Annotated in this window: 8 protein-coding genes and 1 tRNA gene; 4 read left to right on the top strand and 5 right to left on the bottom strand. The window is 66.5% G+C overall.

Annotation, left to right across the window (positions count from 1 at the left end; all coding sequences use genetic code 11):
* Positions 1-28 precede the first annotated feature (28 nt).
* Together MJD61_11280 and MJD61_11285 are read left to right on the top strand one after the other, a co-directional pair.
* Complete coding sequence (locus tag MJD61_11280) at positions 29-1,615, top strand: hypothetical protein (GenBank protein MCG8555851.1); 1,587 nt, start codon at positions 29-31, stop codon at positions 1,613-1,615.
* 119 nt (positions 1,616-1,734) lie between these two features.
* On the top strand, positions 1,735-2,472 hold the full coding sequence (locus tag MJD61_11285; protein ID MCG8555852.1) for a hypothetical protein: 738 nt from the start codon (positions 1,735-1,737) through the stop codon (positions 2,470-2,472).
* Here the strand turns inward: MJD61_11285 and MJD61_11290 are convergent.
* From MJD61_11290 to MJD61_11300, 3 genes are all read right to left on the bottom strand, one after another.
* Positions 2,456-3,220 (bottom strand): GGDEF domain-containing protein, encoded by a 765-nt coding sequence (locus MJD61_11290; GenBank protein ID MCG8555853.1) that lies wholly within the window; start codon positions 3,218-3,220, stop codon positions 2,456-2,458. The two genes, MJD61_11285 and MJD61_11290, sit on opposite strands and share 17 nt — an antisense overlap.
* A 127-nt stretch (positions 3,221-3,347) precedes the next feature.
* Complete coding sequence (locus MJD61_11295) at positions 3,348-4,724, bottom strand: sigma-54 dependent transcriptional regulator (protein ID MCG8555854.1); 1,377 nt, start codon at positions 4,722-4,724, stop codon at positions 3,348-3,350.
* Positions 4,725-4,989: 265 nt separating this feature from the next.
* The gene (locus MJD61_11300; GenBank protein ID MCG8555855.1) at positions 4,990-6,060 is read right to left on the bottom strand and encodes an LLM class flavin-dependent oxidoreductase; all 1,071 of its coding nucleotides are present in this window, start codon (positions 6,058-6,060) and stop codon (positions 4,990-4,992) included.
* 308 nt (positions 6,061-6,368) lie between these two features.
* On the opposite strand from MJD61_11300, the gene MJD61_11305 reads away from it, so the two are divergent.
* Entirely contained in the window at positions 6,369-10,991 is a 4,623-nt protein-coding gene (locus MJD61_11305; protein ID MCG8555856.1) for an SUMF1/EgtB/PvdO family nonheme iron enzyme, read from the top strand.
* Between the two features lie 57 nt (positions 10,992-11,048).
* Here MJD61_11305 and MJD61_11310 read toward each other — a convergent pair whose 3' ends face one another.
* Both MJD61_11310 and MJD61_11315 read right to left on the bottom strand, forming a co-directional pair.
* Positions 11,049-11,732: an SDR family NAD(P)-dependent oxidoreductase gene (locus MJD61_11310; protein MCG8555857.1), complete on the bottom strand. Its 684-nt coding sequence runs from the start codon at positions 11,730-11,732 to the stop codon at positions 11,049-11,051.
* A 265-nt stretch (positions 11,733-11,997) separates the two neighbouring features.
* Positions 11,998-12,074: transfer RNA gene (locus MJD61_11315), tRNA-Asp, on the bottom strand.
* Between the two features lie 201 nt (positions 12,075-12,275).
* On the opposite strand from MJD61_11315, the gene MJD61_11320 reads away from it, so the two are divergent.
* Complete coding sequence (locus MJD61_11320; protein MCG8555858.1) at positions 12,276-13,487, top strand: hypothetical protein; 1,212 nt, start codon at positions 12,276-12,278, stop codon at positions 13,485-13,487.
* The last annotated feature ends 181 nt before the right edge of the window (positions 13,488-13,668 follow it).

Genomic DNA, 13,668 nt, shown 5'->3' on the forward strand with positions numbered 1-13,668 from the left:
CGTGGCAAACGCGCCAAAGGAGGCACCGATGCGACGGAGAAACAGCAGCGGCTACCCGGGCTCTCTTCCAAGATTGCTGGCTCCGGCACGGGAGCGTGCTGCCCCCTTGCCTGGCGCGCAAGCGTCCCGCTGGATGCTCGCCCTGCATGCCGGGCTGTGGGCCATGCTCGTCGCAGGCTGCGACCCGACCGAACTGCCAACCGCGTGCGGTGCTTCGCTCGGCTACAGTTGCCAGCAAGACGAGTATTGCGCCTACGAGCCCGGCGAACACTGCGGCGCCGCGGACGCCACGGCCGTGTGCCTACCTAGACCCGACGGCTGCAACCACGGGCACCGCCCGGTTTGCGCCTGCGACGGTCGCACCTACGGCAACCGTTGCCACGCCGCGGCCGCCGGCCAGGGAGTGCTCAGCGATGGGCCGTGTCCAAGTGCGCGAAGCTGCATCTACCTGGGGGTGACCTATGCGGAAGGAGAACGGTTTCCAGCCGGCGATGGCTGCAACGAGTGTACGTGCGGGGCAGGTACCGTAGCCTGCACGGAAAAAGCGTGCCTGCAGGAGTGCGGCGGACTCGCCGGGGTCCCGTGCCCCGCCGGTCAGTACTGCAAGATCCAGCCGGGTGTGTGCCTCGTGATTGCGGATGTCGGTGGTCTGTGCGAGCCCCTACCCACCGTCTGCACCGACCACGTCGAGCCCGTTTGCGGCTGCGATGGCACGACCTACGGCAATCCCTGCGAGGCCGCCGCGGCGGGGGCGAGCATCGCCGGCACGGGCGCATGCGGCGGAGGACTTCCCAAGGCCTGCGGAGGCTGGCTGGGCCAAACCTGTGGCGCCGGCGAGTACTGCGCCTACCAGCCCGGCCAGCACTGCGGTGCCGCCGATGCGGCGGCGACCTGCCTGCCGCGGCCCAGAATGTGCCCGATGCTTGGGGCACCCGTCTGCGGCTGCGATGGAAGGACCTACACCAACCGATGCCTGGCGGCCGCGGCTGGAACCGGATTGCTCGCCGAGGGCCCGTGCGGCGGCGGTTCCGGTGGCTGCCTGTACCACGGCAAGCGCTACCCCGAGGGCTCGAGCTTCCTGGACGTGGATGGCTGCAATCAATGCAGCTGCTCCGGCGGAAGCATCGCTTGCACGGCGCGAGCTTGCGCGCCCAGTTGTGGAGGCTTGACCGGAATCGCGTGCCCGAGGGGCACGTATTGCAGCGTGCCCGACGGCAGTTGCGGAATTGAGGCCATGGGCTCTTGTGTGCCACGGCCTGCTGCCTGCACGCGCGAGCTCGCACCCGTATGCGGCTGCGACGGCACCACGTACAACAACCGCTGCCTCGCTCAAGCGGCCGGCGTGAGCGCCCTGCGCGAGGGCCCCTGCGGCCCGACGACCGGCAAGGTCTGCGGCGGGCTGCTGGGACAGGCGTGCGACGCGCGCGAATACTGCGCCTACCAGCCGGGGCAGCATTGCGGCGCAGCCGACGCCACAGCCACCTGCCAGCCGCGGCCCGAGATCTGCCCGGCCATCTACGCACCGGTGTGCGGCTGCGACGGCAAGACCCACAGCAGCGCATGCGTGGCCGCCGCCTCGGGAACCGGCGTGCTGCAGCAAGGCCCCTGCATATGAGTCGACCGTTGCCAACAAAGCAGGAACGCGTTTGGATAAACCCAAGACGACAAAGTCGGAGCAGTCGGTCGGGGAATCCGGCTCTCCCTCGGCCTCGCTCGAGCAACGCTGCGATACTCTTGCGCAAGGCTACGGACGCCTTTCTGGGTGGGCTTGTCGTCCTGAGCTGTGGCTGCTCAGCCAAGGTACCCGCGGACACTGCGGCAAGTGGGCCTGCACCACCGCCCCGCGCTGGAGGCGCCGTCGAATGCGCCGACGATGCCGAGTGCGCCGCGGTCGCGCGAGGCAATCTAGAGACGCTGCTGAGGAGGAGCTCGGTCGCCCAACCGTACGTGTCCACGCGCTGCACGCGGGTCCTGATCCCCGAGGGCTTCAGGGCTGGGTGCTGGGACTGTGCCGTGGGCGTGCCGAGTTGCGTGTGCGCGCTCGACTCGCAGGCGTCCAGCGGACGTGCAGACACGATCTCGCCATCGTCCTCCTGCGACTGCGCCGTGTGGACGCCGCTGGGAGAGTGCCTGTACCGGGTGAGTGAGTTTCCTGGCTGCGATCTCAACGCTCCTGACAGCTGCGCGACGACCTGCTCCGACCTCGAAGCGCTCAAGCAACAAGCCGCAGCGAGATCGCTTGAAGCCTCGTTGCGTGTCGCCCGCTGCGAGCGCGGCGCTTGCAGGTGGGTGGGAGCGATTGGAGCCCGTTGCTATGCCGGCCCCGGGTTGTTCTCGTCACCGTACGACTGCAGCCTCGGCAACGATGAGATCCTGAAGCGCGCGCAAGCAAGGCACACCCATGTCTGCACCAGCAGCGGGTGTCAGTTGCCCTTCGTGTGCCCCTACGACAACTTCAGTTTTGGTGGTTAGAGTCCGCCCGGTCGGGCCGGGGAGGCAGGCTGCTGACCGCACGGTCGCGGCCGCGAGTCTTGGCCTCGTATAGGGCCTTGTCGGCCGCTTCCATGAGCGCCTTGCTTCCGGGCTGCGGCAAGTCCTCGGTATCCGCGATCCCGATCGACACGGTGACGTCCGACTGCTCGGCCAGGCTCGAACGGATTCGCTGGGCAAGCTTCATGGCGTCGGCCGCTCGGGTGCTCGGTGCGAGAACAGCGAACTCGTCGCCGGCCAGGCGTGCGGGAAGGTCTGCGCTGCGCGAGCAGGTCTTGAGGCTTTGCCCCACGGACCTCAGCGCCACGTCTCCGGCTTTGTGCCCCCCGGTGTCGTTGATCCGCTTGAGGCCGTCGACGTCGACGATCAGCAAGGCGAGTGGAAAGGGGTAACGCTGCCGGCGCGAGAGCTCATAGGCAAGCCGCTCCTCGAAAAGCGCTCGATTGGCCAGGCCCGTAAGCCGGTCGGTGCGGGCCTGTAGCGTGAGACGATCCTCGAGGCGGCCCAGCATGGCACCCACCACGGCGAAGACGATCGGTGTGGCGCTTGCCAGGTAAGCGTAGGTCAAGGGGTCCTGGTCGAGCTGCTGCCGCGCCCACCCCACCCCGGGCCAGCTGCGTGCGGCCGCGGCGCGCAACAGCAGCAGACCGAGCGGTGCACCAAGCCCCAGCAGCACGCCGATCAGCGGGTAGAGGATCCCGCGTGCGATCCCAAGTGCCCTAGCCTGCATGGGTCACCAACCTCCGGCTCGATCGGAAGATCCGCCCGGCGAACCGCGCGCTCGAGGACCTGCCACCCATGGCCTGTGCGGATCGCAGCAGACCGGGCGCCGCTGCCAAGGCGCGGCGACGGCTCTGCTAGCCCTCTCGCTCTGCGCGGGCTGTCTCACCCCACTCCTTGAGCCGATACTGTATCTTGCGGCGGCTTATACCAAGCAGCTCGGCGGCCTTTGCCGTCGATCCTCCCACCGCCTCCAGGGTCTGCAGGATCGCCATGCGCTCGAGCTCACCCAAGGTGAGCCCGGGTACGAGCATGCTCATGTCACCCGCGGGGCCGGAGGTCGCTGCAGCCGGAAAGTCGCCAACCTCGATGGTGCCGGTTTCGTTCATCACCACGGCGCGTTCGATCGCGTTCTCGAGCTCGCGCACGTTGCCGGGCCAGGGATAGGTCATGAGGTGGCGTATGGCCTCATTGCTGAAGCCCTGCAGCCGCACCTCGTTCTGCTCCGCGTACTTGCGGAAGAAATGGTGCGCCAGCACGGGGATATCGCTCTTGCGTACCCGCAGCGGCGGGACCTCGAGCTTGACGACATGGAGGCGGTAGTACAGGTCTTCGCGAAAGGTCCCGTCCTTGACGCCCTCTTCCAGCGAGCAGTTGGTGGCTGCCACCACGCGCACGTCCACCCTCAAGGTCTCGTTGCCGCCGACGCGCTCGAACTCACGCTCTTGCAGGAACCTGAGCAGCTTGACCTGAACGGCAGGCGGGATTTCGCTCACCTCGTCAAGAAACAGCGTGCCACCGTGAGCTTGCCTGAACCGGCCTTCCCGGCGCCCAGTCGCCCCGGTGAACGCACCGCGCTCGTGTCCGAGCAGCTCGGACTCGAGCAGGCTCTGTGCCAGGGCGGCGCAATTCAGGCGAACAAACGGGCCGCCCCGGCGCTTGGAGTTGTGGTGGATCGCTGCTGCGATCAGCTCTTTCCCGGTCCCACTCTCTCCGTGTATCAGGACGGTTGCCCGGCTGCGTGCGACCTGCGCGACCTGCTTGAGCAGGCGCTGCATCGAAGGGTGATTACCGATGATGCTGCCAAAGGAATAGCGCTCGGTGACCTGCTCCCGCAGCCGCGCCGCCTCCCGCGATAGCTGAGCCTTCTCGACCGCGCGCAGGAGCGCGGCCGACAGGGCGCTCATGTCAACCGGCTTGGTGACGTAGCTCTCCGCCCCCTGCTGGATGGCCCGCACGGCCGTGTCGATGCTGCCGAAGGCTGTCATCACGATGAAGGCTGTGTGCGGCACATTCGGCTTGGCCCTTTCGAGCAGCCCCAGCCCATCGAGCCTCGGCATTTTCAGATCGGTCAGAACAACGTCGGGGTCGAAGCCCTCCAGCACTGCGAGCGCGCGCTGGCCGTCGGTCGCGGTTCGTGTGACGTAGCCGTCGGCCCCCAGCAGCTCTGCGAGCGCTTCCCTGGCGTTCGTTTCGTCGTCTACGATCAGGACTCGGCCTTTGGGATCTGCCATACGCGTTTCCGGCCCGCACACCGCCCCGCCGGCCGGGACGGTGAACGCAACGAGCTCTCAGTGTGATGGGGGGTCCCGGATCCTCATTCGCGGTACGGGAGCCCCAGCCAACGAAACCAGCCAGCAGGTTCCGTTCCAAGCCGCACCCGCGCGGGAGAATAGCCGAGAGCACGACCATGTCGACGCACTGTCGACGCAAGTTCTGCGCGCCCGAGCCTAGCCGCAGCGCAAATCGATCGCGAAACGCTGGTAGCCAATAGCTAAGCTAGCCAAAGTAGGGCAGCACCTTCTCCCCGAATACCGTGATGGATTGCCGCACCAGATGGCTGGGAACCGTGCCCATCTGCATCACCAGGATCAACTCATCGACGCCGAGGTCCCGAAAGCTCGAGACGTACTCCCGTGCGAAGACCGGGTCTCCGACCAGCACGTTGTAGGTGTCCTCGGGCCCGTTGCGCCTCTTGCGGGCAGCACGCAAAGCGCTCTCGTCAAGGAAACCGCGGCGCGCCCGAAGCGCACCCGCCGCGCGCTCACCGGAGTAGTAGTAGTGGTTGAGCGCGTCCGCGAAAAAGCGCGCGCCACGCATCCCGTAGCGGCAAGCCACCAGGTCGTCGTCGAGCACCAGGGTCGCCGGCGTGCAGGCGAAATGACTGGTCGCAAAGGCGCCCACCGGCTGCGCCCTGGCGGCATGCGCCCGGTACGTCTCGACCATGCCGGCCAGCTCATTCCTCTTGCCAAGGGCAAAGCAAAGTGCTCCCAAGCCCAGGGCCGCGGCCAGCTCAACGGATTGCGTTCGGGTGCAGGCCGCGTACAGCGGCGGATGAGGCTGCTGGACTGGCTTGGGCACGATGCGCGTAGGGGCTACCTTGAAGAAGCGCCCCTCGAACTCGAAGACATCGCTTTGCCAGATCGCCGGCAGCATGCCCAGAGCCTCGCGCCATTGTGCGTGAAGCTCGCCGACATCGCAGCCAAAGGCCTGCTGCTCCACACTCGAGGCGCTCTTGCCGGTGCCGAGGTTGACCCGTCCCCCAGACAGGATGTCGAGCGTAGCCACACGCTCGGCGACCCGGATGGGATGGTTATAGCGGTAAGGCAGCAAGGTCACGCCGTGCCCCACGCGAAGCCGGCGCGTCTTGGCCGCCACGAACGACAGCAAGATCTCCGGCGCCGAGCAGTGCGAATACTCGTGAAGCCCGTGGTGCTCCACGGCCCACAAGCAATCGTAGCCCAGCGCGTCGGCCAGCACGGCCTGCTCGAGCACGTCGTGAAACGCGCTCACCTCCCGCTCGGGCGTGGGATCGCTGATCTGCAGCTCGTAGAAGAGTGAAAAGCGCATGGCCGTCGCCTGCAGGACCGGATGTCGGAGCATTATGCAGCGCCGGCGAATTGCGACAAGCGTTCGGCTCGCGACAAGCGTTCGGCGACACACGCGGCGCAGGACCATGGGCCCACCCTTGGGATCGCAACCAGCACGGTTCCGATGTCGCATGCTGCGGTCCAGGCGCGCACAGCCAACCGCGGGTAAGCCGACGTGCGTCGTGCGTGCAGAAGCTCGCGTATTCGCCCACCCGTTCGACACGAGGCCGGCCCCAGCATGGCCGTTCAGACCCCTGGCAGTCGATCTGTCTATGGTATGCTGTGTGCGTGCGTGGAGGCTCGAAACGTGCGTCCCTCGCGCTGTGCGCGCTGACCGGCTTGCCTGTCCTATCCAGGGCCCTCATCGGTGCGAGCCTGTGGGCGCTAGCCGCTAGCGCCGCCCACGCGCAGGTCAAGCCTCGCTTCTTCATCGCGTTCGATACGTCAGGATCGATGGCCTGGGCGCTCGACGGGAGCAACACCAGCGGCGACGGGGTGGGCCGGCCCGACGGCATGGGGGGCGTTTTGTACTTCGATTGCGCCACCACTACCGCGGGCCGGGACCTGAACTGCGACGGTCTGCCCAACGACAGCCGCATCTGGATCGCCAAGGAAGCCATCCGCAGCGCAATCCTGGCCTACGGGGACGTCGAGTGGGCGCTGGGCCGCTTCCATCAGAACCAGGGACCCGGCATCAACGGAGTGGACGTAAACGGCATCGAGTCCTGTCCGCAAGGAAACATCGGCTGCCCTTCGACCAGCCGCAACACGAACTACAACGGCGACTGCTCGGGCGGCGACATCCTGGTGGGCTTCCCCGCAATTGCCCCGTTTCTGGGCCTCGACAACACGTATTCCCTGCTCAAGTGGATGGACAATGTCGAGACGAACTTCGTCAACGACACCACGGCAGCGCACTACTGCAACCATCTGGGAGCCGGTGACTGCGAGCTGCGTCCCGACGGTCCCACCCCCCTCGAGGGCATCCTGGCGAGCTCCCGCAATTACCTTCTGCCGATCCGCATGAGCGACCCCGTGGCGAGCTGCCGCGGCTACAACGTGATACTGCTCACCGATGGCGAGGAAACCTGCAGCGGCTCACCGGCGACCGAAGCCGCTGCCCTGCTCGGCGCCGGCATCAAGACTTACGTGGTGGGTCTTGCGATCGCGTCGTCGAACCTGAATCAGATCGCCGCGAGCGGTGGCACCGGCACGGCCTACTTTGCTGGAGACCAGGCGCAGCTGTCTGCCGCGCTGGCGCAAATCGTGGCTGACTCGCTCCTGACCGAAGTCTGCAACGGCATGGACGACGACTGCGACGCCAAGATCGACGAGGGTTTCACGCTCTACTGCAACCGTCCCGCGGGCATGCCCGCGCCGACCCTGTGCACCGAGCCCAGCGAAACGCTGTGCGATGGCATGGACGACGACTGCGACGGCAAGATCGACGAAGGCTTGCTCAACGCCTGCGGTCGCTGCCCCGGCGGGGTCGAAGTCTGCGACGGGCTCGACAACGACTGCGACATGAAGATCGACGAGGGGGTGTGCAGCTGTTTCCCCGAGGTCTGCAACGGCAAAGACGACGACTGCGACATGAAGATCGACGAAGGTCTCATGCGCGACTGCGGCTTCAACCTGGGCTACTGCACCGCTGGAATCGAGGTGTGTGCCGCGGGCGTGTGGGGACCGTGCAGCGGCCGCACGCCCACGATCGAGCTGTGCGATGGCGTCGACAACAACTGCGATGGTGTGCCCGACGACATGACGCGGCCCTGCGGCATCGACGTCGGACAATGCAAACCCGGCACGGAGCGCTGCTTGAACGGCGTGTGGGGAGATTGTGTCGGACAGATCGGGCCCATGCCCGAGGTCTGCAACGGCAAAGACGACGACTGCGATACCAGGATCGACGAGGGGCTCGGGGTCGGCGAAGCCTGTCCCGATCCCAGCGTGATGGTTTGCAGGCGAGGCGTCAAGCACTGCGTCGGCGGGCAAATCACGTGCATGGGCGTGGTCCCGGCCATGCCCGAGATCTGCGACTGCAGGGACAACGACTGCGACGGCAAGATCGACGAGAACGTCATGGGCGCGCTCTGCCCCGGCGACAGCAGCTGCTTCATGTGCCAGTGTGCCCTGCCCTGCCGCCCCAGCGAGTTCGGCTTTACCTGCCCCACCGGCAAGGCGCCCATCGAGGACATGAACCTGTGCTTTTGCGTAGGAGAGGTCTGCAAACCTGACGAGTGCCGCCTGGAAACAGTGCAGGTCGGCCCCGAAATCAAGTGTGCGCCCGCGGGCGACCAGGGGACCTGCGTGTGCAAGAACAACATGTGCACGCATAACTGCGACGGCGTGCGCTGCCCGCCAGGCGAGCTCTGCGACCCCACGGCCGGTAGCTGCACCCTGCCGACCTGCAACGTGTTCGGCTGCCCACCCGGCGAAAGCTGCGACGCGCGCACGGGCGCGTGCGTGCCCGACCCTTGCGCGGGGGTGCCCTGCCCGGCCGAACAGGTCTGCCAGCGGGGCCGATGCAGGCCCAGCTGCGCCCGTGTGATGTGCCCGCCCGGACAATCCTGCGCGGATGGCGTGTGCATGGCGGACCCGTGCGCCGGCATCCGCTGCGAAGCCAGCCAAGTCTGCAATCCGCTGGACGGGTCCTGCGTGCCTAACCTGTGCAACATGGCCTGCGGTTCAGGTTTCGTGTGCGACCCGTTTACAGGAGAATGCAGGCCCGACCCCTGCCTGCAGGTGCACTGCCCCGATGGCGAAGAATGCAAGGACGGCCGCTGCATCGTTCCGCCGGTCGCGGGCCCGGGCGGGGGCAGGGTGGGTTCCGGCGGTAGCGATCGGGTCGTTGCCACCGGCGGCGGCGGCTGTACCTGTGCTGTTGCGCTCGGCAAGAGCTCGGACAGCGGACCGTGGACCTGGCTCCTCGGCCTGGGGGGGTTGGGCTGGGCTGTCATGCGCCGGCGCAGGGGAGCTCGTTATCGCGCCGGCTCGGCGTTGGTGCTGCTTGCCGGCGCCGTGACCGCCGCCGGGACCAGCGGCTGCAAGGTGGACACGTTCTGTCTCGACTGCGGAGATCCCGGCGATGCCGGGCTGCACGACGCCGGCTTCGACGCCAGCTTCGACGCCAGCTTCGACGCAGGGCCCAAGCTCGACGCCGACGCCGCACCGCCGCCCTTGCCGCCCGAATGCCTGCGCAAGGAGGTCTGCAACGGCCTCGACGAGGACTGCGACGGCAAGATCGACGAAGGCTTCGATCTGTTGCGGGATCCAGCCAACTGCGGCGTGTGCGGCAACGTCTGTGCACCCGATCACGCGTTTGGCGAATGCATGGCGGGCGCATGCACCATCGGCACCTGCGACATCGGGTTCGTCAACCTCGACATGGACCCGAACAACGGCTGCGAGTACCGCTGCGACCTGCGCACGCCGCCGGAAGAGGTGTGCAACGGCCTCGACGACGATTGCGACGGCAAGATCGATGAGGGTGCCGAGCTGACCGACCCCCAGGTGGGGCAGATGTGCGGCATCACCCAAGGTGCCTGCGTAGCCGGCGTCATGCAGTGCCTGGATGGGTTTGTCACATGTATTGGCCGGATCGATCCCATCGTCGAGATCTGCGACGGCATCGACAACGACTGCGATGGCGTCGTCGATAACGGTTTTTTTCTGCAGGTCGATCTCAGAAACTGCGGCAGCTGCAACAGCGTCTGCGCCTTTGCCAATGCTCACGCAGTGTGCGACCTGGGCCAATGCAAGTTCATCGCGTGCAAGAGCGGTTTCACGGACGCCAACTCGAATCCGGCTGACGGCTGCGAGCTGCAATGCTCGATCACCGGACCCGAGCGCTGCGACGGGGTCGACAACGACTGCGACGCCCGCATCGACGAGCAGTTCCTGGTGCCGCCCGGCTTCTGCAACAACCTCGGCGTGTGCGCGAGCGGCGCGCCCGCATGCACGGCCGGTCAACTCCAGTGTGCGGGATTGACGCCCGGTCTCGTCTACCAGCCCATGGGCGAAAGCCTGTGCGATGGGCAGGACAACGACTGCGACGGCAACACCGACGAGGGCTACCCTGTCGGACAGCCTTGTGCCAATGGCATCGGTGCCTGCGAGCGCACGGGCCACTACGTCTGCGCTGCCGGCGGCAACAGCGTGCTGTGCGACGCTGCAGCAGCCGGCAACCCCGTGCCGGAGCTGTGCAACGGCCAAGACGACGACTGCGATGGGCGCAGCGACGAGCTGGACAATCCTGCCACGCCCCAGGACGAGGGCATCGGCGTGGACGACATCGATGCGGTCCTGCTTGGCAACGGTGTCTTGATCATGCGCCACGAGGGCTCCAGGCCGGATGCGACGGCCACGTTCTCCGGCAGCTCGACCGACCTCGCGTGCTCGCAACCCGCGGTCGTTCCCTGGACCAACGTCAACTGGGATCAGGCCAGCGCGGCCTGCTGCGCGCTCAACTTCGGCGGCCAGTGTGCTGCGGCTGGCTGGCGCTTGTGCGACGCGGCGGACTGGGTGCGCGCGTGCACGGGTCAGGCTGGAACCTGCCGCTGGGCCTACGGTACCAACTGCAACCTCCCCCTAGGAGCCGGAGTGCCCCAAGCGTGCAATGGCTTGGAGCACGATTGCAACGCGGCAACGCCGGCAAACGAGAATTGCGTGGCCGCGACAGGCTCCTTCCCCGACTGCCGCAGCGACTGGGGCGCCCTCGGGAGCGTCTTCGATCTATCGGGCAACGTGAAGGAGTGGACGCAGACCGAAGCTGCGCCGAGCGCGCACGAGATTCGCGGTGGCAGCTACAACAACCCCGAGCCCGGCAGGCGCTGCGACTTCGATTTCACCGTGGCCGACCGCAGTTTCCGTTTCCCCAACACGGGCTTTCGCTGCTGCTACTATCCGTAGCGGGCCGCCGCCGCCGAGCGCCTGAAACCCCGACTTCCAGGGGCCTGAACGGTCACGCTACCAGGACTCCTGGGAGGGTCGCACGTCCAGCTCGAACGACCAGGCTGATCGTGGTTGCCTGGACAGGAAAAACGCCGTTTCGGCGATGTCGTCGGGATGCAGCGATTCGGGTGCCTCCGGCGACACCGGAGGTTTGATGCCGCCGTCGACGATGATCAGCGACACGTGGATGCCGCTCGGCCACAGGTGGCGCGCCATTGCCTGCGCCAGGCTGCGTTGGGATGCCTTGGCGGGCGCGAACGCTGTCGTGAAGGGCTTGCCGCGAAGCGACGCCGTCGCGCCCACCAAGATGATCGATCCGGCGCCCTTGTCCTTCATGGCCGGGATGACCTGCCTGGCCGCCAGAAAAGCGCCCATCGTGTTGATGCGCCAGGATCGCTCGAAATCGCCGGCGTTGAGTTCTTCGATGTTTCCCCAGACTCCGGAGCCGGCGTTGTAGATGAGCACGTCGACGGGACCGAGGTCCTTTTGTACCTGCGCGAACGCGCTCCCGACGGCCGAGGCGTTGCTGACATCGCAAGCATAGGCCCTGGCGTTTCCGATCTCGGTGGCCAAACCAGCGGCGTATTCGGTCTTCCGAGACAGGAGCGCGACAGCGTAGCCCTCCTTGGCGAAGCGGCGGGCGAACGAAGCCCCGTTTCCAGGTCCGATTCCGACAACGGCACAGACCGGCTGACTCATGGGTTGTCTCCTTGGCCTTCTAACGTGGTTTCGAGATTTTCCATGTTTCGCTCCGTTTTATCCTCGCCCTCTTCGATGCCGACCGTCGGAAGATCGAATGCCTTGGTCGTGCCGCAGCATCGACGTTCCGTGCCCACGAGTACCTTCAAGAAAAACCGATCACCGGGATCCGCGAGATGCAGAAGGAGGCCACGCTCCGGTAGCGGAACCTCGTAGGACTGAGTTGCTCCCTGGTGCATGCCCACCGGGGATATCGAGCGCTTACTGGCGGGGCGGACGGGACTCGAACCCGCGGCCTCCGGCGTGACAGGCCGGCGTTATAACCAACTTAACTACCGCCCCAAAAGCGGTTGGAGCCGAGCTTGTAGCCCGGCGCCTGTGCGGTGTCAAAGCAACGGTAGGCGTGCCCTCCGGCGACTGGAAGGGCGAAGCGGCCCGAGCGATGTAGGGCGCCGTATGGGGTGCCCGGACATCGTGCTCATATGTCCCCCCATCTTCTTGGCTACAGCATGCACGGTATCATGTCCGCTTATATAATTGTACGTGGTTCGAAGAGGGTCGACCGCGAGCGGCAGCAAGCCGCCCTGGCTCGATCTGCGCTCCGCGCGCAGCCGGGCAGCGCGGACACTAGCCCGCATCGGTCACCAGCCTCCGGCCGCTGTATCGATTCGGAACCTCGTGCCCGATCCGCCCGCGCAAGCGGCCGCGTCGTCGTCTCCCGAGCATCCTCCGGGATCGCAGGAGCGCAGCGACGAGAACTCCGATAGTGTTGACTATGCCTCCGGTGCTTCGACTGCGGATCGGCCGCTATCGCAGGCGCCTCGACCGGGTGACCTCGGAGTTGGCGACCAATGCGGTCTGGAGCGTCCGCTCGAACGGGCCTGTTCCGGTCGCTGGCCAGTACAAGGTCGCAGGCTGCGGCTGCGGTGGATGGCCTGGCTCGCAGGGGTCGGGATGGCCGCCTGCACCCCGGGGCTCACGACTATGATGCCCGCAAGGCTGGTGCCCGAGGGACACGTGCAGGTCAGCACCTCGACCGACCTCACGCTGCCAAGCGGCCGGCTCTTCAACATGGCCAAGTCGCTGCGCCAGCTGCCCGCCGAAACCTACGAGCTCACGCTCGACGAGGCTGCTTCGTTGGCCCAGGGAGTCGCCGCGCTCCTCGTGCAGCCGCCCGGACTGGGTGGACAGGTTTCCGTCGCCTATGGTGTGGACCGAAACGTGGAAGTGGGCGCGGGCACTACGATCAACTCGGTACGCGGCTGGGGCCGCTGGCAGTTTCTTCGCGTGAGGCCGGGGTTCTATGGAGCCTTCGGGCTCGGGCTTTCCTCGTACTTCTTCGGCTTCCCGCTGGGGCGCGTCACGGACATCGCAAGCGTGCGTGGTCACTTCCGGCGCCAGGTGGAGGTACCGCTGCAGTTTGGTCTTAGCGGCCGCAGTGGTCATCTGTGGTTCGGGCCGAAGTGGGTCCACGCGGACTACGGTATCCACGTGGCAGCATGCCTGAACCAGGTCAACACCGGCTGCAAACGCCGGGGAGCGATGAAAATGCGCGGCACGACGAGCTACCTCGGGGGTCAGTTGGGGGCGGCCCTGGGCTACCGGCGCTGGTGGATCATGGCGGAGCTGACGGTGGCGCGCCTGTACGCGCGTGCCGAGCTCGATGTCGAGGTCGACGAAGTACGCAAGGTGGCGCGCTTCCAAGAGAACGGCGTCAACGTCGTCCCAGCCCTCGGCTTGCTGCTTTGGTTTTAGCGGCCCAGCTGTGATAAGGCTCTGCCACAGAATAACCTGCCCACTTCGCGGGTCCCAAACGTCGCTGGCTGTGTTGCTCCTCCTCGAAATATCCCCAATATTCCTCGTCGTCGCGCCTTGCCAGCGACGCCCGGTCCTCTGCGATCTGTACAGGTTATTCTGTTGCGGAGCCTAAGGCGTC

It is taken from the genome of Pseudomonadota bacterium (genome assembly GCA_022361155.1).
Lineage (GTDB): Bacteria > Myxococcota_A > Polyangia > Polyangiales > JAKSBK01 > JAKSBK01.

Excerpts from the sequence above, each read along its gene's own strand:
- MJD61_11295 (MCG8555854.1), bottom strand. The coding sequence starts at position 4,724 with ATGGCAGATCCCAAAGGCCGAGTCCTGATCGTAGACGACGAAACGAAC.
- MJD61_11290 (MCG8555853.1), bottom strand. The coding sequence starts at position 3,220 with ATGCAGGCTAGGGCACTTGGGATCGCACGCGGGATCCTCTACCCGCTG.
- MJD61_11300 (MCG8555855.1), bottom strand. The coding sequence starts at position 6,060 with ATGCGCTTTTCACTCTTCTACGAGCTGCAGATCAGCGATCCCACGCCC.
- MJD61_11310 (MCG8555857.1), bottom strand. The coding sequence starts at position 11,732 with ATGAGTCAGCCGGTCTGTGCCGTTGTCGGAATCGGACCTGGAAACGGG.
- MJD61_11280 (MCG8555851.1), top strand. The coding sequence starts at position 29 with ATGCGACGGAGAAACAGCAGCGGCTACCCGGGCTCTCTTCCAAGATTG.